The sequence below is a fragment of the Shewanella sp. SR43-8 genome (assembly GCF_014163775.1).
GTDB lineage: Bacteria > Pseudomonadota > Gammaproteobacteria > Enterobacterales > Shewanellaceae > Shewanella > Shewanella vesiculosa.
On record NZ_JACJDX010000005.1, the window covers coordinates 106,944 to 125,823 of the forward strand.

The following is an 18,880-nucleotide window of genomic DNA, read 5'->3' on the forward strand; positions in this document are numbered from 1 at the left end:
GCTTATTTAACCTTACAATTGCCATTATCACAGCGCTTTTGGCCGGTGAGTAAATAAGATATCCGGTAGCGATTGCGGGCAAAAGCTAAATAAGCAATATCGGCAAGCGGTTTTATCAATGGCAAGCGCAACAGTTTTATCCAACCATGTTTACCGGTTAGGCCCCATGCTTTAGCCGTAACATCTAAACCATAAATCCAGCTGCCATCAGCCTGCAATCCATGTAATACGGTATTAGCATGTGCCACGTCTAAATCAGGAAAACGATCATTAATATCATCGGCATTAATATCTTCAAGCTTGATGCGATCTAAGCTATCGTAACGCTTCAATTGCTTCATTTCATTGAGGCAAAGCGGGCAAGTGCCATCGTAAAAAACCGTCAGTTCCATCATTAACCTCATTGAAATAATGTGTGTATAAATCATTGTACGCACAATAGGCCCAGCTAGTTTACCTTTATGTTCTCACCTTAATGCAACAGGCGGTTCAACCGATCAAAATCAATATTTATGATCTTTTTATTGCACCCTCGCGTATCTATTCAAAACAATTCACAAGGGCTAAATAATGCCATTAAGCCAAGCCATTATTAAGGTCACCAATTTACGTTTACGTACTTTTATTGGTTTTAACCAAGACGAGCGCGAAAAACAGCAAGATGTGGTGATCAACATTGAGATCCATTATCCAGCCGATCGATCGTTTCAAACCGACGACGTTGCCGATGCGCTAAACTACAAAATCATCACCAAAAAAGTGATTCAGCATGTAGAAGAAGGGCGTTTCTTGTTACTGGAAAAATTGGTTGCTGACGTGTTAGATATTTGCCGTGAACACCCAACTGTTACTTTAGCTCGGGTCACTATTGATAAGCCGCATGCATTGCGATTCGCAGATTCTGTATCGTTATCTTTAGAGTATCAAGCCTAACCCAATATTAAGGATGTTATTATGACGACCATTAATGACATAACCCGTGCAGAGTTGTCTGCAGAAGCATTAAAAGTACAACAAGCGTTAGTTGCTCACGGACTGGAAACCCCTTTGGTACCGAGTGACATGACTAGCGAGCAAAAATATCAGCGTATTAAAGGTTTAATGACTGAGGTTGTGTCTACTTTAGGGCTCGATTTAACCGATGACAGTTTGGCCGAAACGCCGCATCGCATTGCTAAAATGTACGTTAACGAGATTTTTTCAGGTCTTGATTATGCTAACTTCCCTAAAATCACCCAAATTGATAATAAAATGGGTGTTGAAGAGATGGTTAAGATCAGTAACATCAGTGTGGTCAGTACCTGTGAGCATCACTTTATTACTATTGACGGGCTCGCCAAGGTGGCCTACATCCCCAAAGACAACATTATCGGTCTATCAAAAATTAACCGTATCGTGCGTTTTTTTGCGCAGCGTCCTCAAGTTCAAGAGCGCTTAACTCAGCAGATTTTAGTGGCGTTGCAAACCTTGCTTGCCACCGAAGATGTCGCCGTGAGCATTAATGCTACTCATTATTGCGTAAAATCTCGTGGCATCATGGATACCTCATCAAGCACCCAAACCACTGCACTTGGTGGCTGCTTTAAAGCCAACCCAGCTAGCCGCGCTGAATTTTTAGCTTAGTAAACCGCGGTATCATCATGATTGAATGACTCCCATTAGCGGAGTCATTTTTTTATAATTTAACCGACTATCTTTTGTCATTATTAGTCGGTAGGGTAAATGTTTCATTATCCATTACTTTGAGATAACCATCTAATTTTGCTTATGATAAAGTCACACGTTATCAGAGCGACAACCAATAAAGGCAACATTATGGAACGAACAATACTGATCACTGGCGTAGGTAAGCGTATTGGCTATGCACTGGCTAAGTATTATTTGGCTCAAGGTCATCATGTTATTGGCACTTATCGCACTCACTACGACAGTATTGAGCAGTTGGGTAAGTTAGGCGCGAGTTTACATTCATGCGATTTAACCGATGCAGGCGCCATTGATGGCTTAATTAGCCACATCAATCAGCATCACGATCGCCTCGATACCATTATTCATAATGCATCCGACTGGTTGCCCGACAACAGCGGTTTAAGCCCGAGTGACACCATGGCGAGAATGATGCAAATTCATGTCACTGCGCCTTATCAAATCAACCTTGCTTTAGCGCCATTGCTTATTAGCGCGGCTAAAATCAATCACGACAGTATTGGTGCCAGTAACATTATTCATATTACCGATTATGTTGCCGAAAAGGGCAGTAAAAAGCACATTGCTTATGCTGCCAGTAAAGCTGCACTGCATAATATGACACTGTCATTTGCCAGCTTGTTAGCACCGCACGTTAAAGTGAACTCTATTGCCCCAGCGATGATCTTATTTAACGACCATGACGATGATGCTTATAAAGTAAAAGCGTTAGCCAAAGCGATTTTGCCAAAAGAAGCGGGTTATGATGAAATCATCGCCTTAATCGATTATTTGCATGCGAGTCATTATGTTACGGGTCGCAGTTATGCGGTTGATGGCGGCAGACAATTAAAATAGCCAGTCAACAGCATCATTAAAAAGTGTGAAGCGATAATTTAACATAGACTTCTAGATGGCTAATTGCTAGTGTGGATAGCAGTGCAATATCACACAGCCTATTACCTGAAGGAAGTTACTATGACTGCAGCAAACATGAAACTGGAATCACTGGCGTTACATTATGGTTACGAGTCAGAAGCAACCACTAAAGCTGCTGCAGTGCCAATTTACCAAACCACCTCTTACACCTTTGACGATACCCAACACGGGGCGGATCTGTTCGACTTAAAAGTCGCCGGTAATATTTACACCCGCATAATGAACCCCACAACCAGTGTACTGGAACAGCGCTTAGCGGCGATAGAAGGCGGCATTGGTGCACTGGCTGTAGCTTCTGGCATGGCGGCCATTACTTATGCTATTCAAGCGTTAACTCAAGTAGGCGACAACATTGTCAGTACTAGCCAATTGTATGGCGGCACTTATAACTTATTTGCGCATACATTACCGCGCCAAGGCGTTGAAGTGCGTATGGCAGCCTTTGATGATTTCGATGGCCTCGATGCGTTAATTGATGACAACACTAAAGCATTATTTTGTGAATCAATTGGTAACCCTGCCGGCAATATTGTCGATTTACAGCGTTTGGCCGATATTGCCCACAAACATGGGGTGCCGTTAATTGTCGATAATACTGTGGCCACGCCAGTGTTGTGCCGCGCATTTGATCATGGCGCCGACATTGTCATTCACTCATTAACTAAATACATTGGCGGCCACGGCACCACTATTGGTGGGGTGATTATCGACTCGGGTAAATTTGATTGGGTCGCCAATAAAAAACGCTTTGCGATACTTAATCAGCCTGATCCGTCTTATCACGGCGTAGTTTATACCGACGCCTTTGGCCCCGCGGCATTTATTGGTCGCTGTCGTGTTGTGCCACTGCGCAATACTGGCGCAGCATTGTCGCCACACAGTTCATTTTTATTACTTCAAGGTTTAGAAACCCTAAGTTTACGTATGGAACGTCACTGCAGTAATGCGCTCACACTAGCGGAATACTTGCAGCAACACCCAAGCATTAGTTGGGTAAACTATGCCGCATTACCTGATAGCCCACACCATGCAACTTGCCAAAAAATCACTGGCGGTAAAGCCTCTGGTATCATTAGTTTTGGCATTAAAGCCGCCAATGCTGAAGCGGGTAAAGTGGCTGGTGGTAAGTTTATAGATGCATTACAAATGGTGCTTCGTTTGGTCAATATCGGCGACGCTAAATCACTGGCTTGTCACCCAGCCAGTACCACTCATCGCCAACTGAGCGGCGCAGAGTTAGCTAAAGCTGGTGTATCAGAAGACTTAGTGCGGATATCTGTGGGTATTGAACACATAGACGACATCATCGCCGATGTTAGCCAAGCATTAGAGAAAGCAATTGTGTAAGCCTATTTTTACCTAAGCAATATAATGAAAAAGCCCCATCAATAGCGTTTATTGATGGGGCTTTTTCTATTCTGTTATGTTTAATTCCTACCTTCTACAAAGTCTAGTTGGTATATAAGAGGAACCTGCAGTATCAAGGTGTCTGCGTCCAAAGTGTCCGAAATAGCATGATAAAAATGCCGTAGTGATATCATGGCCTTTATCACACATGCCTGTGTTTCAAGGCATGTAGACTCCTGTTTTGCAGATATGTAACAGGCTCGGGGGGCATGGTCGTTTTTTGACATCCATGTCATCACGACATTCGTCAGTCCATTCACATCAGATGTACCATCTGAGTCGTTAGGTGATTTTTATTATGCTATGAGGAGTAACATTTTGCCGGAGCTGGCGGGGAGATCTAAGAGGGGGAAGCCGTTTTCCCCTTCTTGGTCTGGTGTGGGCGAAGCGCCACGACCTTAATAGTATTAAGCTATTTTAAATAGCTAATCGCCTCGTTGGGGTAATAATCACTGGTAAAGGCATATCCCAAAACTCGGTAGGAACTTGGCTCACTTGCTGACAATCGTGGGCAAAGCCTACTGCTAACGGCTTGTTATCGACCACTTGTGCCAAAGTGCGGTCGTAATATCCGCCGCCCATGCCCATACGGTTACCGTGTTCATCAAATGCCACCAAAGGGGTGATGATCATATCGAGTTTATCGACAGTAATAACATGCTGCACATTCAATTGTGGTTCTTTAATCGCGTATTGATTTTCAAGCATCACAGAATCGCGATCATAACGAATAAACAGTAAGTTGCCTTTACTGAACGGATGAAGCCGAGGCAAATACAGGTTAATGTCGAGATCCCATAATGCTTCAATCAGCTTTTGAGTCGCTAATTCACCGTCTTGGGTAAAATACAAGGCAACATGCTTAGCCGACTGAGCTTGAATTTCAGCAAGCATGTGGCGGCTAGCAATTAAGGCTAATTGGCTTTGTTCTTCAGGACTAAGGCTATTTCGCTCTTGGCGAACATGGCGGCGAATGTTGTCGCGGCTCATGTCTGTGCTATCGAACAGCGGTTCTTGAAACTCAGAAGGGGTGGCAAAGTAGCTAATACGTGCCGAAGATGTTGACGTAACCGGACGATTTTCTGTGTTAGTCATAAAACGAGTGATGGTCATAAAATTAGAATGCTCCCCAAAATACCGCTGCCGGCGTAGCCCTTGAACCGTAGGTTCAAGGCGGGTAAATGTTCATTTCCTAAGGCTTCTCGGTACGAGCCGAGCATGCACAGTGTCAACAAAAGCATTCACCCTGGGTTTGTAATTATCGGCACAGGGACTTAGCCAACTGGCGAATATCTCAGGGAGCAAAACTGGTTGAATCAAGCTTTGCTTCATTCTTAAATCTTAGTCTAGCCTTCCTAGCGGCTTCGTTCAACCAACGATGTTTCCAAGGTTGATTGCAATAACGAAATACGCTCATCCATTTGCGCCATGTACTGCTTATTCTTTTGCTTTTCTTCGTACAGTTCATTACCAATGTTTAATGCTGCCATAATCGCCAGCTCTTCACGGCTTAAATTGTTAGTACGAGATTTTAAGGTTGTCAGTTGGTTTTCAACTTCTCTGGCTACCGTGCGCAAGGCATCTTCGCGTCCTTTTGGACATGCGATAGAGTAGGTGCGCCCTAATAGGGTGATATCAACAGCACTGTTACTCATAATGTCGCCACAGATCCTTAGTTAAACTCAAGCATGTGGCGAACTATATAGGGCTGAATTTAAAAGAGCAAGGCAACAACGCGCCTTTTTAACTATTTGCTGGTTGTCTGAACAAATACACTCATTGTCAATTATTATAGTCACTTTATGGCTCACAAATTTAACCACATTACACACTAGCATTTGGAGCATCATCCTAACTCTGCTAGCATTGATGCAGATATTGCGCTATTAGGAATTAACCATGGCAACCCCACCTTCATTATGTATTGAAAAACTAAAACAGGCCCTAGATTACGCAGAAGTTGGCCAGCATCCAGTAGAAGTGCATGGCGCACTGGTAGGGCTTATTTGTGGTGGCGTTAAACAAGAAAATTTAGCCTGGTTAACACCGTTAGTTGAGTTAATGAACGATGGGCAACCGTTAGAGCCTAATTTACAACTGCTGATCAGCGAATTGTATCAAGACACGGTTAATCGATTAGTGGATTTCGAATTTGGTTTTACCCTCTTATTGCCAGAAGAAGAAGCGTCATTAAGCGATCGCGTCGAAGCGTTAGCCCTGTGGACTCAAAGCTTTTTAACCGGCATTGCCATTATTCAACCACAGCTAGCCAAAGCATCGCCAGATGTACGTGAAGTGATTAAAGATCTGGCCGATATTGCTCAAGTAGAATTTGATGTTGGTGATGACGAAGAGTCAGAAGTTGCTTACTTTGAACTGCAAGAGTTTGTCAGAATGTCAGCTATTTTATGCTACTCAGAGTTTGGCTTAGACATGCCATTGAATGACACCGATGAGTCTTCAACTTTCCACTAACATTTTTGGTATAGGCAGCAACGCAGCGTATGACCACAGCACACACCATCACAGCACAGCTAAATGTTGATATTGCCATTGTCGGTGGCGCCATGGCCGGAGCCACGTTAGCCCTCGGGCTAGCTAAGTTATCTGCCACCTTGTCGCGTCCGCTGCGCATCGCCTTAATCGAAGCCCACCTAGCGAGCAACAATCACCCAGGTTTTGATGCTCGCTCCATTGCCATTGCACACGGTTCTATTTTCGAACTGACTCGTTTAGGTATTTGGCCCAAGTTGCAGCATCTAGGCACGGCGATCGAAAATATTCATGTTTCTGATCGCGGCCACTTTGGTATGACCGAACTTAACGCTAAACCGCTTGGCTTAGGAGCATTAGGGCAGGTGGTTGAGTTAGCCCAAGTGGGCAAAGTGTTGTTTGAGCAATTGGCTAAATCATCTGTTGAGGTGTTTTGTCCGGCTACCGTGACTGAGTTACAGACTCAAACCAATGGTCACTTATTAACTTTAGATAACGGTACGCAATTGCATTGCCAGTTATTAGTTGCTGCCGATGGTGCTAATTCCGTGGTGCGTCAACATCTTGGCCAACCCACAGAACAAATCAATTTCGATCAAACGGCCATTGTCGCCAATGTGAGTACTGACCAGCCGCACCAGCATTGGGCTTACGAACGCTTTACGCAAACAGGGCCATTAGCTCTGCTGCCTATGAGTTCAGTGCCCATGACCGCTGCGGCGCATACTGCCGTGTCAGCCAGCGCTGCTCAGTCGCGTTTTTCCGTAGTGTGGGCATTACCGCCCGCTCAAGCAGAGCAACTAAAACATGCCGACAAAGCCGAGTTTTTAGCCGCATTACAACAAGCCTTTGGCCATCGCGTTGGTCGCTTCGTTGATGTGGGTCAGCGCAGCAGTTATCCACTGACGTTATCGTACATGCCAAGACCGATTTACCATCGCTGCATCTTTATTGGTAATGCGGCGCAAACCCTACACCCAATTGCCGGACAAGGTTTTAATCTTGGCCTGCGTGATGTTGTGGGCTTACTGGATGTACTGAAACAGGCTTTCAGTACGTATCAATTAGCCCATCCCTCAACTGAGGTCGATGTCGGCAGTAATGCTATCTTGCATCAGTATTTAGCCGCACGCCAAGCGGATCGCGACAGCACGCTGAGTAATATCGAATTTTTAGTACGTGGCTTTTCCAACCAATATTGGCCGATGGTAGCGGGTCGCAATCTTGGTTTACGCCTATTGTCTTGGCTACCACCGTTAAAACGTCCCATCGCACAAACCGCAATGGGCTGGCGTTAACTCATTTTAAGGTAAGGATTGAGCATGTTTTCTACTCAAACATATGATGTTGCTATTGTTGGCGGTGGTATGGTCGGGCTGGCAACGGCAATTGGGTTAGCGAATGCCGACCTTAATGTGGTGGTCATTGATGCTGGCGAAACCCAAGCCGTGAGTGGTGAGCCCAAATTGCGTGTTAGTGCCGTTAACAAAGCCAGCCAACAATTGCTCGAAAATCTCGGTGCGTGGCAATACCTTGATGACAGCCGTGTTAGCCCTTACCAAAAAATGTCGGTTTGGGACAAAGACGGTCTAGGCAAAATTGAATTTGACGCTCACAGTATTAGCGAAGCCTATTTAGGTTCAATTATCGAAAATGATGCCATTAGCTATGCACTGGCTAAGCGCGCCAGCGAAATCAGCAATTTAACTCATTTACAAGGTCAACGCCTTGAGCGCATTGCCTTTGGCGAACGTGAAGCCTGGCTAACCCTAGCCGGCGGCGACAACATCAGCGCCGCAGTGGTGGTGGCCGCCGACGGAGCCAATTCTTGGGTGCGTGAACAATGCAATATTCCGCTGACATTCTGGGACTACGGCCACCATGCCATAGTGGCTACTGTGCGCACTGAGTTAGCCCACGATGCGACCGCCAGACAAGCCTTTTTACCCGGTGGTCCGCTAGCTATGTTGCCCTTGTATGACGATAATTTATGTTCCATCGTCTGGTCGGTATCGCCCGATCAAGCTGAGCAATTATTAGCATTAGACGATATCGAATTTGGCAAAACGTTAACCGCTGCACTCGATGGTCGTTTAGGCCTGTGCCAGGTGATTAGCGAGCGACAATCGTTCCCATTACGTATGCGTTATGCGCGCCATTTTGCCCGCCATCGATTAGTGCTGGCTGGTGATGCTGCCCATACCATTCACCCGCTTGCTGGCCAAGGGGTTAACCTCGGCTTTTTAGACGCCGCCAGTATTATCGACACCTTTAGCCAATTGCACGAACAAGGCAAAGATTTAGGCGAATACAGTCATTTACGCGCCCTTGAACGTTGGCGTAAAGCTGAAGCCATGGAGATGATTGCCACCATGGAAGGCTTTAAAAGATTGTTCGCCGGCAGCAATCCGCTTAAAAAAGCCATGCGCGACATAGGCCTAACCCTAGTTGATAATGTCGCTGGGCTGAAAACAGTGTTCATCAAACAGGCTATGGGTAACAAAATGACATTACCTAAACTTTGTCGTGAGCCAATTTCATCGTAGCGAATATAGAAACTTGTTTAATATCAGTCTATACAGCTAAGTCGGCGTTTTTATTGTAAAAAATTATGTAAATAAATTACAATAATAGATTAGCTAAACTAATGCGACAGGACTCGGATTAGAAAAATTTTTTGTATACAAAGTAGGTCTGCGGAGTATAATTTTGGCCGCATTTTATCAAAAACCTACATAAGAAAGGCCTCAAAAAAAGGGATAATAATGGCTAGCAAAACCGTACTTTTTAACAAGCATTTAGAATCTAAAGCCAAAATGGTTGATTTCCACGGTTGGGACATGCCGATTAATTACGGCTCTCAAATCGAAGAACACCACGCAGTTCGTCAAGATGCAGGCATGTTCGACGTGTCTCACATGACGGTAGTTGACGTTACCGGCAGCGATGCTTGTGCCTTTTTACGTAAGTTACTTGCTAACGATGTCGCCAAGCTTACCGTACCAGGTAAAGCCCTTTACGGCGGAATGCTAGACGAAACCGCTGGCATCATCGACGACCTTATCACCTACTACTTAACCGACACTCATTACCGTGTCGTGGTTAACTCCGCAACCCGCGACAAAGACATGGCTTGGATCAACAAGCAAGCTGCAGCATTTGATGTGGTGGTGACTGAACGTCCAGAGCTTGCGATGATTGCCGTGCAAGGCCCTAATGCTAAAGCCAAAGCGGCTAGCGTATTTTCTGCTGAGCAAAATGCTGCCGTTGAAGGCATGAAGCCATTCTTTGGTGTGCAATCTGGCAGCTTATTTATTGCCACCACAGGTTACACTGGTGAAGCGGGCTACGAAATCATAGTGCCAGAAGCCGAAGCTGAAGCCTTATGGCAAGCACTGTTAGATACAGGCGTTAAGCCATGTGGTCTAGGTGCGCGTGATACCTTACGCTTAGAAGCGGGCATGAACCTATACGGTCAAGACATGGACGAGTCAATTAATCCATTAGCCGCTAACATGGGCTGGACCGTAGCGTGGGAGCCAAGCGATCGTGACTTTATTGGCCGTGACGCACTTACTGCAATTAAAGCGGCTGGCACTGACAAATTAGTCGGTTTAGTCATGGAAGAAAAGGGCGTATTACGCCATGATATGGCTGTGTTTTTTACCGACGTAGAGGGTGTTGAACATCAAGGTGTGATCACCAGCGGGTCGTTTTCGCCAACATTAGGCTATTCTATTGCCATGGCCCGTGTACCTAATGGTATTGGTGCGATAGCTGAAGTTGAAATGCGTAAAAAGCGTGTTAACGTAAAAGTCATCGCCCCAAGTTTTGTACGTAACGGTAAACAAGCTTTCTAAAGATTCAATAAAATGAGTTGCGGTTTACCCAAAAAGAATTTATTGATTAAGTATTAGAACATCTGATTAAGGAACAACAATAATGAGCACTATTCCAGCAGACTTGAAATATGCATCTTCACATGAGTGGATCCGTAAAGAAACAGACGGAAGCTACACAGTGGGTATTACTGAGCATGCTCAAGAGTTACTAGGCGACATGGTATTTGTCGAATTGCCAGAAGTCGGCGACACAGTCACTGCCGGTGAAGATTGCGCCGTAGCAGAATCTGTTAAAGCAGCATCAGACATTTACGCACCGGTTTCTGGTGAGGTTATTGCGGTAAACGAAGCTCTAGAAGATTCACCAGAGCTTGTTAACAGCGATGCTTTTGGTGAAGGCTGGTTCTTCCGCGTTATGCCTTCTGACGAATCAGAAGTTGATGGACTGCTTGATGCCGAAGGTTATCAAGAAGTGATTGACGAAGAATAATCGCCAATGACACAGGAAGCTCCCTAGGGAGCTTCTTTGTTATGTGCAGCTAAAAACAATGACGAGCGCGCAACATAATAAACCCTAAACAGGTTATTCACGTATTACCCATTTTCACCCTAATCCAGTTCTGTGCCCTACAGCCAAAACTGGTCGATTTGGAACAAGGTTTAACATGACCAAGCAAACCCTGACACAACTAGAACAGCACGAACTTTTCCTGACTCGCCACATCGGCCCAAGTGAAGCACAACAACAAGAAATGTTGAACTTTATTGGTGCAGAGTCACTAGAAGATCTCACCGCCCAAACCGTTCCTGGCAAAATTCGTTTACCCCAAGATCTCACCATAGGTGACTCATGTGGCGAAGCCGAAGGTATCGCCTATATCCGTAACATAGCTGACAAAAACACTGTATTTAAAAGCTATATCGGTATGGGTTACTACGGCGTGCAAGTCCCTAATGTCATTTTGCGTAATGTATTTGAAAACCCAGGTTGGTACACGGCTTACACGCCATACCAGCCAGAAATCGCCCAAGGCCGTTTAGAAGCGATTTTAAACTTCCAACAAGTTTCAATGGACCTTACTGGTCTTGACCTTGCGTCAGCCTCATTACTGGACGAAGCCACTGCAGCAGCAGAAGCCATGGCATTAGCCAAACGGGTGTCTAAAGCTAAAAAAGCAAACATCTTCTTTGTGGCCGATGATGTATTTCCACAAACATTAGACGTAGTTAAAACTCGCGCTGAATGTTTTGGTTTTGAAGTGGTTGTTGGCCCAGCAAGCGAGTCTGTTAATTACGAATTATTTGGTGCCTTGTTCCAGTACACCAACCGTATTGGTCAAATTACCGATTACACTGAGCTATTTGCCAAGCTACGTGACAACAAAGTCATCGTGACTGTGGCTGCCGACATCATGTCATTGATGCTACTTAAATCACCAGGCGCCATGGGTGCAGACGTGGTATTTGGTAGCGCGCAACGTTTTGGCGTACCAATGGGATACGGCGGACCACACGCAGCCTTCTTTGTTGCCCGTGACGAGCACAAACGTTCAATGCCTGGTCGTATTATTGGTGTGTCAAAAGACAGCCGCGGTAACAGCGCATTACGTATGGCTATGCAAACGCGCGAGCAACATATTCGCCGCGAAAAAGCCAACTCAAATATCTGTACTGCACAAATTTTACTCGCCAACATGGCGTCGTTTTACGCGGTATTCCATGGCCCACAAGGCTTAAAAACCATAGCTTCACGCATTAACCGTTTTGCCGACATTTTAGCGGCAGGCTTAACCGCTAAAGGCGTATCACTGGTTAACACTACTTGGTTTGACACCATCAGTGTTAAAGGTGCCGACCTTGCTGCCATTAATGCCCGTGCGTTAGCGGCACAAGTTAACTTGCGTATCGATGCTGATGGCGTATTTGGTATCAGCGTAGACGAAACCACTATCCGTGCCGACATCGCAGTCTTGTTTGACGTTATCTTAGGCGCAGGCCATGGTTTAGACGTAGCTGCACTCGATGCAGACATCATTGCTAACGGCAGTCAGTCAATCCCTGAAGCCTTAGTACGTCAAGATGCCGTATTAACCCATCCAACGTTTAATCGCTACCAAAGCGAAACCGAGATGATGCGTTATATCAAACGTCTCGAAAATAAAGATTTAGCCCTAAACCACTCCATGATCTCGTTAGGCTCATGCACCATGAAGCTCAACGCGGCAGTGGAAATGCTACCGGTAAGCTGGCCAGAATTTGCTAACATGCACCCATTCTGCCCACTAGACCAAGCACAAGGTTATACCCAGTTAATTAACGAGTTGTCTGAGTTTTTAGTGAAAATCACCGGTTATGACGCTGTGTGTATTCAACCAAACTCAGGTGCACAAGGCGAATACGCTGGTCTGTTAGCGATTAAGAAATACCACGAATCTCGCGGCGACGCGCATCGTAACATCTGCTTAATCCCGCAATCTGCCCACGGTACTAACCCAGCATCAGCGCAATTGGCTGGTATGCAAGTGGTGGTGACTGCTTGTGACAAGCAAGGCAACATCGATTTAGAAGACTTACGTGCTAAAGCATCTGAGCTTGCTGGTAACCTATCGTGCATCATGATCACTTACCCATCGACTCACGGTGTGTATGAAGAATCTATCCGCGAAGTATGCGAAATCGTCCATCAATATGGCGGTCAAGTTTACTTAGACGGCGCGAACATGAACGCACAGGTTGGTTTAACATCACCAGGCTTTATCGGTGCAGACGTATCGCATTTAAACCTACACAAAACCTTTGCTATCCCGCACGGCGGCGGTGGTCCAGGTATGGGCCCAATTGGTGTTAAAGCACACCTTGCGCCATTTGTAGCCGGTCACGTAGTGGTTAAGCCAGGGCGCGAAAGCGACCATAACGGCGCCGTATCTGCTGCACCGTATGGTAGTGCCAGCATCCTGCCAATCAGCTGGATGTACATTAAGTTGTTAGGCACTAAAGGGGTTAAGCAATCTACCCAAACTGCGCTATTAAACGCTAACTACATCATGAAAAAGCTCGCCCCACATTACCCAGTATTATTTACTGGCCGTAATGAGCGCGTTGCCCATGAATGTATTATCGACTTACGCCCATTAAAAGAAACTTCTGGCGTAACCGAAATGGATATCGCTAAGCGTCTAAACGACTACGGTTTCCATTCACCTACCATGAGCTTCCCAGTAGCGGGAACCTTGATGATTGAACCTACTGAATCTGAGTCTAAGGTTGAGCTGGATCGTTTCATCGAAGCGATGATTTCTATTCGCGGTGAAATTACCAAGGTAGAAGCAGGCGAGTGGCCAGTGGACAATAACCCACTGCACAATGCACCGCATACGCTGGCTGACATTATGGACACCGAGTTTGATTCACGTCCGTACAGCCGTGAAGTGGCCGTGTTCCCAAGCGCTGCGGTTAAGGCGAATAAGTTTTGGCCAACGGTGAATCGTATTGATGATGTGTATGGGGATCGCAACCTTATGTGTAGTTGCGTCCCATTATCTGACTACGAGTAAATAGCTACTTAACCTCAGTAATACTGCATCAGCCGCTACTTTTCGCTACTCATTGACAACAGTCAACTCCGTGGCGAAAAGCAGCGGCTTTTTTGTCTTACTTTCGGCAGTAACGCTATTTACAGCTGAGAGTTTTCGCATAGCTCGAAATAAGGAGTTTGACACCAGTCAACTCCGCGGCGAAAACCTCAAACTTCATTGTCTTATCATCGCCAGCGACGCAATTATGGTGGTAATACACTAATCGTCATTCCCGCAAGGTTTTTGAGCGGGAATCTAAAGCATTAAAAAGCGACCGGAAGGTCGCTTTTTTATGTCTGTCTTTCCGGTAATGTTTTTAGCTGGAATCGAACTTTTATTCTTTGGCTTTAATCTGTGCCACAAAAATTTGACGTACCCAGCATATAAGCAAATTAATGTTTGAATAAAAAGTTTGGATGTGTTTTTATAAACGAATAAGATTTTATATTATTCTAAATCTTTACCTCCCCTCTTGGTGCTTAAATAATCAATTTAAGAAAAATAAATCAATTCATTAGCTGGATAACTCCGATCAAATTGGAGGATTTATGCACCAAGATAAAGTATTTATACATAACATTTGGGTTAAATTAAAAAGTATAAAATATTGTGATTTTCTAACAAATGTAATATTAACTTTAAGACTTATTTTAATTTTGATGGAATTTTTTGATAAGTTTTAAATTCATTTAAATAACTAAAATTTAGGTATGTTACTGGTTAATGGTATCAATCCCCGTATAGGGGATTTCTTTTATCTAATGTAGTTTAAGCTCAAGCCAAGATAAATTAAGCGTACTTTTATTCATAGCCTGTCTATCGCTATTTATACTTTACTTACGTGGTTTAGCCGTCAAAACTGCAAAGAAACAGAGTCAGCTATTAAGATGCTGCAGAACCTAGTTAGGGAACTGCAAATATCTTATTAAGGCACCCTTATTTTTTTAACTTTAACTACGCGATGGTCTAGTGGTGCTTACACACCCCCAGCATAAAACATACTCTCCTATACTATACCAAGCATCTTTTAATGAGTTTTCTAGTAATCTCTTTATTGTATAAAGATTTGTTGTTTTGATTACATTATTAGAGTTGGCCAAAAGAGAGTTTCCCAAGCCTTTAACTTCAGGGCATTGCCCACAGTTTGAGCAAAGTTTGGTTTTAAAACAATCTTTATCAGAAAATTTAGAATGCGCCCCTAAAATTGGTAGCCAAAATTCACCGTATTTAGAATCCAGCTCAATGGCTTTTTTTAAATTTAGACCATCTTTGTGATCAAAATATCTTCTGAAATCATTTTCAATATCAGCCAAAGTACAAATATCATCTAGTGCATCTATAGTTGTTGCAGTTGCTTTTGAAAATACTTCTTTAATTATGAATTTAGGTATTATGCTTTCAATTTCTCTAATGTCGATTACTTTTGCTATACGACCACTATTAAATGTTCTATCAGACTTACTGAAAACGGAAGAGGTGCTTCCTTCACCTTTTTTAGGGTGAGGTTTGTCATTATCGACTATACAAAGTAAAAAAGGATGCTTAGTTGATAACTTGTCAAACTGAGTCTTTGAGTGACTTCCTGCTCCCAAGTAATGATCTAGATTAATATTTAGGTTTAGTTTTGATATATATTTTGAGTAGTATTTTCCTACAACACTATAAAATAAAAAATCATTTTCGTTCTCAGTAATTATTGGTGTGGCTTCTGCATTTTTAGGGTTTAAGAATTGATAATATCCAACAGAAATCTGATATAGATTATCATTTTTTATAACAGAGGTGTTTTGTGAACTAAAATCGACAATACCGTGCATGAGCAGAGTTTTTTTTAGTGAATTATTCTCACGATTTGACTCAAGAATATCTGAAGCATATCTTTTGTCATTTTTTGAGTATAAATCTGAATTAATAACATCTAATAAAACTTGCTTAGGTGCAATTATTATATTTTTTCTAAGCCCATGAGTGGCCAATAAATTTATCAAAGCACTCATTTTATCTGGCTCGTTTTCGTATGATTTTGGTTCACAACTCTTGATTTCTATTAACATGATTATCTCCCTGAGAAGAAGCCAATGGGCCAATTATCAAGGTTGCCTTCATCATCATAACTTGCAAATTTAACTATACTTGAGTTGGAAGTTTCACATTTCTCAAATAATGCGATATTGATATCATCTTTATTTATTATTCCGTCTTCTATATTATCGCCGAGAGTGTCAACCATTGTTTTACTGTGTGTTTCAAAAATGATGGATAAGTTAATGTTCTGGGATTTTGAAGCATGTACAATTTTTGAGAACATAGTTGCTAACTTTGCTTGATACTCTGGGTGTAAGTGCAGTTCAGGCTGCTCGATAGCAAATATTAATTGTTTTTTAGGTGAATTCCTTCGGTTGAGTCGTGCTAGATTGGTTGTTTCAAGCCAAATAGAAGCAACAATGGGTAATATTTGTGAAAAGCCGAATCCCATATCGTTGATATTATATTCTCGCTTATCACCTTTTGTTTGTACCATTAAAGCATAATGAAGACCTGATTCATTCACTCTTACTTTGAAGCCGAAATTATCCATAGTCCATTCTGAAAATTTTGAGTTGTCCATTGAAGACCAAGATTTTAATAACATAGCTAGATTGGAACCAGTATGGTCAATTTCATCAATTTGTAGATCTTGATGTCTATAGTACCTTTCTGCAGTAGCTCTTAAAGGAGCAATATAACGAATGTTCTTGAAGGTTGATTCAAGCTCCTTGTCGATTAAACTTAGAATATAAGGGAGGTTTTTGTGCAATGCTAAAGAATGAATTAATTCTCTGTCTTGTGTAGATATGTTTTTGAAGTTTTTCTTAAAAGAACTCGTTGCTCTAAATACATTTTTTAGATCTTTTTCTATATCTTCAATTGCACAAATTCCAAGTTTATCTATACCTTCAATAATTGTATTTTCAGAGGTGTTAGGGTGAAAGTATTGAGATAATTTGTTTTTTAAGGCAGATGTGAAAAAGTAATTTAAATAATATTCCTCCCAAATGCGGTGAGTTCTTTTTAGACCATCAATAGTTCTTTCTATTTTTCTTAAGCGTCCGATTTCGGGGAGAAACTGTCCACGAGTTAAGAAGTTTAGAGTATCTATACCCTTTACCGTTTCTTTGTTTATAGTTAAGTTGCACTTATTTTCATTTAAGAGTTCAAGTTCATATTCATAACTATCAAATTTTAATTTTAATGATTTCGCTACTGTTTTATTTTGGGTTTCAGTAACACCTAGCTCAATTTGAACATTGATACTGTTTTTTCCAAAAAGTTCCGTAAAACTAAAATCAAATGGTGCATACTTGGGTGAAAAGTGTCCTCTGGAAATACTCAGCTCAAGTTGAAAATCAAAAAAAATTGTATTCCCATCAGAATTATGACCAATTGCTTCAGAGAATGCGCCAAAATCAACATATGACCCATACCATAATATCGGCCCTGTAGTTCTAGCTTCAACAGATTGCCTTAAAAGTGGTAGGCTTCTTAAACAAGAGCTTTTACCACTACTATTTTTCCCTATAAAAACTGTAATGGGCTTTAAGTCTACGAATGGTGATTCTTCATTATTACTGAAGCTTCTAAGGTTTCTAAGTCTTATAGATTGTAGCATTAAGAATATCCTTTAATTTGTATTTTTCAAATAAGTAATAAATGAAGTCTAAGTAAACCTTTCAATCTTAATCATTTCCCCACCTCGCTCTTACTCAAACACCTCTGCGCGACTTGATACACAATCGCATCCATTTGCTGTTGGCTGAGTGATTGAGTCCTGAGAGAGGGTAAGGTTTTGACCAGTTGTTTGTGATTCAAGATGGGGAACGGTGGCTTTGTTTGGCTTGTTACAAACCAGCCGGGGAATACCAGCACTGGGCTGGTAAACACTGGTTGGCCTGTGGCTTTGGTGAGCCATTGGCTGACCCACTTTGCTTGGCGTTCGGCTTGTTCGATGGGTTTGGTTTCCGTCCAAGAGGGGAAGCATAAGCGGCCGTCTTTATAAAATAGTTGGTAGTCTTTACCTTGGGTCGCGCTAGTCGTTTTACTGTCGCGTTTGCGCTTGTGGCGGCCTTTGGTTTCGATGGCGAATACGCCATTTTTACCTATGGCTAAGTGATCGATGTTAAAGCCGTCGGCTTGGATGTCGTGAAACACTTGATAGCCCAAAGCTTGTAAGCCGATGAGCTCATTGGCTGTGGCGATTTCTGCGGTGTGGCCTAAACGTAATTTGGTGAGTTTGGAAAAGTTTTTCCGCGTTTTGTGGCCGCAATATCCTAGACCAAGGATGACAATGGGTGCGAAAGCGATTGGGAATGAGCTGTCGCTAATATGCTTGACGATACTTTCGTAGGCAAACGGAAACGTCACTACCATAACCGCCATCGTTAGGCCGGCGACGAGATCAAACTGTAAGTCTTGAATTTGTTGCTGTAAGCCATATGCGGGGATTCGCTGAAGTTGTTCGCGATCGACAGGCAGTTTTACCGTGTGGTCACGGTATTTAAGCATTAGGTGCATAATCAACACCATCAAAAACATACCCGAAAGCAAGATGATGGTGGCGAGTACATTAGTGAACAGGTTTGCCATTGTCATCCTTGAAATTTAGTGTGGTTATACAATCGGTTGCTAATATAAATCCATTATATGGCTTGATTAATATACTCCAGTTTTACAAAAATGTAATAAAAAGTAGCCCAAATGTGATTTTTTGTGCTTTTGGTCTAATTGTCACTGGAGATGACGCGTTTACACGAGTTGATGCTAGCTAACATATGCGGGGATTTTGTGGTTATGGCAGCGACTAAGCGCTGCCATTGTTTGCTTTATTTTATGATTCGAAAGCATCAATAATTTATTGTCACGCTTTGGTGCTTACTGCTGAAATATCAAAAAATGCTGTGT

16 protein-coding genes and 1 other RNA gene are annotated in these 18,880 nt (G+C 43.0%); 10 read left to right on the forward strand and 7 right to left on the reverse strand.

Annotation, left to right across the window (positions count from 1 at the left end):
• Positions 1-2: 2 nt before the first annotated feature.
• Positions 3-392, reverse strand: coding sequence for a thiol-disulfide oxidoreductase DCC family protein (locus H5114_RS07885; protein ID WP_182722728.1), 390 nt, complete (start codon positions 390-392; stop codon positions 3-5).
• A gap of 178 nt (positions 393-570) precedes the next feature.
• Between H5114_RS07885 and folX the strand changes: the two genes are divergently transcribed.
• The 4 genes from folX to H5114_RS07905 all read left to right on the forward strand — a co-directional run bounded on the left by folX (position 571) and on the right by H5114_RS07905 (position 3,972).
• Complete coding sequence (gene folX, locus H5114_RS07890; RefSeq protein ID WP_124015457.1) at positions 571-933, forward strand: dihydroneopterin triphosphate 2'-epimerase; 363 nt, start codon at positions 571-573, stop codon at positions 931-933.
• Positions 934-954: 21 nt separating this feature from the next.
• Positions 955-1,623, forward strand: a complete 669-nt coding sequence (gene folE / locus H5114_RS07895) for a GTP cyclohydrolase I FolE (RefSeq protein ID WP_124015458.1) — start codon at positions 955-957, stop codon at positions 1,621-1,623.
• 192 nt (positions 1,624-1,815) lie between these two features.
• Complete coding sequence (folM, locus tag H5114_RS07900) at positions 1,816-2,544, forward strand: dihydromonapterin reductase (protein ID WP_182722631.1); 729 nt, start codon at positions 1,816-1,818, stop codon at positions 2,542-2,544.
• A 135-nt stretch (positions 2,545-2,679) separates the two neighbouring features.
• A complete protein-coding gene (locus H5114_RS07905; RefSeq protein WP_182722729.1) occupies positions 2,680-3,972 on the forward strand; it encodes an O-acetylhomoserine aminocarboxypropyltransferase/cysteine synthase family protein in 1,293 nt (430 codons plus the stop codon).
• Positions 3,973-4,449: 477 nt separating this feature from the next.
• Here H5114_RS07905 and H5114_RS07910 read toward each other — a convergent pair whose 3' ends face one another.
• The 3 genes from H5114_RS07910 to H5114_RS07920 all read right to left on the reverse strand — a co-directional run bounded on the left by H5114_RS07910 (position 4,450) and on the right by H5114_RS07920 (position 5,687).
• A complete protein-coding gene (locus tag H5114_RS07910) occupies positions 4,450-5,145 on the reverse strand; it encodes a 5-formyltetrahydrofolate cyclo-ligase (RefSeq protein ID WP_124015460.1) in 696 nt (231 codons plus the stop codon).
• A gap of 9 nt (positions 5,146-5,154) precedes the next feature.
• A non-coding RNA gene (gene ssrS / locus H5114_RS07915) (6S RNA) lies at positions 5,155-5,336 on the reverse strand.
• Positions 5,337-5,387: 51 nt separating this feature from the next.
• Positions 5,388-5,687: a cell division protein ZapA gene (locus H5114_RS07920; protein WP_101086040.1), complete on the reverse strand. Its 300-nt coding sequence runs from the start codon at positions 5,685-5,687 to the stop codon at positions 5,388-5,390.
• A gap of 244 nt (positions 5,688-5,931) precedes the next feature.
• Between H5114_RS07920 and H5114_RS07925 the strand changes: the two genes are divergently transcribed.
• The 6 genes from H5114_RS07925 to gcvP all read left to right on the forward strand — a co-directional run bounded on the left by H5114_RS07925 (position 5,932) and on the right by gcvP (position 13,921).
• Positions 5,932-6,507 carry a UPF0149 family protein gene (locus H5114_RS07925; protein ID WP_124015461.1) on the forward strand — a complete coding sequence of 192 codons (576 nt, stop codon included), beginning with the start codon at positions 5,932-5,934 and terminating at the stop codon, positions 6,505-6,507.
• A 29-nt stretch (positions 6,508-6,536) separates the two neighbouring features.
• The gene (ubiH, locus tag H5114_RS07930) at positions 6,537-7,823 is read left to right on the forward strand and encodes a 2-octaprenyl-6-methoxyphenyl hydroxylase (RefSeq protein WP_182722632.1); all 1,287 of its coding nucleotides are present in this window, start codon (positions 6,537-6,539) and stop codon (positions 7,821-7,823) included.
• Positions 7,824-7,847: 24 nt separating this feature from the next.
• The gene (locus H5114_RS07935) at positions 7,848-9,071 is read left to right on the forward strand and encodes an FAD-dependent oxidoreductase (RefSeq protein ID WP_182722633.1); all 1,224 of its coding nucleotides are present in this window, start codon (positions 7,848-7,850) and stop codon (positions 9,069-9,071) included.
• A gap of 219 nt (positions 9,072-9,290) precedes the next feature.
• Complete coding sequence (gene gcvT, locus H5114_RS07940; protein ID WP_182722634.1) at positions 9,291-10,385, forward strand: glycine cleavage system aminomethyltransferase GcvT; 1,095 nt, start codon at positions 9,291-9,293, stop codon at positions 10,383-10,385.
• 82 nt (positions 10,386-10,467) lie between these two features.
• Complete coding sequence (gene gcvH / locus H5114_RS07945) at positions 10,468-10,857, forward strand: glycine cleavage system protein GcvH (protein WP_124015465.1); 390 nt, start codon at positions 10,468-10,470, stop codon at positions 10,855-10,857.
• Between the two features lie 175 nt (positions 10,858-11,032).
• Positions 11,033-13,921, forward strand: coding sequence for an aminomethyl-transferring glycine dehydrogenase (gene gcvP, locus H5114_RS07950; RefSeq protein ID WP_182722635.1), 2,889 nt, complete (start codon positions 11,033-11,035; stop codon positions 13,919-13,921).
• A 971-nt stretch (positions 13,922-14,892) separates the two neighbouring features.
• Here gcvP and H5114_RS07955 read toward each other — a convergent pair.
• The 3 genes from H5114_RS07955 to H5114_RS07965 form a co-directional block, all read right to left on the reverse strand.
• A complete protein-coding gene (locus H5114_RS07955; RefSeq protein ID WP_182722636.1) occupies positions 14,893-15,996 on the reverse strand; it encodes a hypothetical protein in 1,104 nt (367 codons plus the stop codon).
• Positions 15,997-15,998: 2 nt separating this feature from the next.
• Positions 15,999-17,591, reverse strand: a complete 1,593-nt coding sequence (locus tag H5114_RS07960; protein ID WP_182722637.1) for an AAA family ATPase — start codon at positions 17,589-17,591, stop codon at positions 15,999-16,001.
• Between the two features lie 71 nt (positions 17,592-17,662).
• The gene (locus H5114_RS07965; protein ID WP_182722638.1) at positions 17,663-18,565 is read right to left on the reverse strand and encodes a nuclease-related domain-containing protein; all 903 of its coding nucleotides are present in this window, start codon (positions 18,563-18,565) and stop codon (positions 17,663-17,665) included.
• Positions 18,566-18,880: the final 315 nt, after the last annotated feature.

What these genes read in the sequence shown, in the direction of transcription:
- folX (WP_124015457.1), top strand. Translation starts at nt 571, where the DNA reads ATGCCATTAAGCCAAGCCATTATTAAGGTCACCAATTTACGTTTACGT.
- H5114_RS07905 (WP_182722729.1), top strand. Translation starts at nt 2,680, where the DNA reads ATGAAACTGGAATCACTGGCGTTACATTATGGTTACGAGTCAGAAGCA.
- H5114_RS07925 (WP_124015461.1), top strand. Translation starts at nt 5,932, where the DNA reads ATGGCAACCCCACCTTCATTATGTATTGAAAAACTAAAACAGGCCCTA.
- H5114_RS07885 (WP_182722728.1), bottom strand. Translation starts at nt 392, where the DNA reads ATGGAACTGACGGTTTTTTACGATGGCACTTGCCCGCTTTGCCTCAAT.
- H5114_RS07920 (WP_101086040.1), bottom strand. Translation starts at nt 5,687, where the DNA reads ATGAGTAACAGTGCTGTTGATATCACCCTATTAGGGCGCACCTACTCT.
- H5114_RS07910 (WP_124015460.1), bottom strand. Translation starts at nt 5,145, where the DNA reads ATGACCATCACTCGTTTTATGACTAACACAGAAAATCGTCCGGTTACG.
- gcvT (WP_182722634.1), top strand. Translation starts at nt 9,291, where the DNA reads ATGGCTAGCAAAACCGTACTTTTTAACAAGCATTTAGAATCTAAAGCC.
- H5114_RS07965 (WP_182722638.1), bottom strand. Translation starts at nt 18,565, where the DNA reads ATGGCAAACCTGTTCACTAATGTACTCGCCACCATCATCTTGCTTTCG.
- folE (WP_124015458.1), top strand. Translation starts at nt 955, where the DNA reads ATGACGACCATTAATGACATAACCCGTGCAGAGTTGTCTGCAGAAGCA.
- folM (WP_182722631.1), top strand. Translation starts at nt 1,816, where the DNA reads ATGGAACGAACAATACTGATCACTGGCGTAGGTAAGCGTATTGGCTAT.
- ubiH (WP_182722632.1), top strand. Translation starts at nt 6,537, where the DNA reads ATGACCACAGCACACACCATCACAGCACAGCTAAATGTTGATATTGCC.
- H5114_RS07960 (WP_182722637.1), bottom strand. Translation starts at nt 17,591, where the DNA reads ATGCTACAATCTATAAGACTTAGAAACCTTAGAAGCTTCAGTAATAAT.
- gcvH (WP_124015465.1), top strand. Translation starts at nt 10,468, where the DNA reads ATGAGCACTATTCCAGCAGACTTGAAATATGCATCTTCACATGAGTGG.
- gcvP (WP_182722635.1), top strand. Translation starts at nt 11,033, where the DNA reads ATGACCAAGCAAACCCTGACACAACTAGAACAGCACGAACTTTTCCTG.
- H5114_RS07955 (WP_182722636.1), bottom strand. Translation starts at nt 15,996, where the DNA reads ATGTTAATAGAAATCAAGAGTTGTGAACCAAAATCATACGAAAACGAG.
- H5114_RS07935 (WP_182722633.1), top strand. Translation starts at nt 7,848, where the DNA reads ATGTTTTCTACTCAAACATATGATGTTGCTATTGTTGGCGGTGGTATG.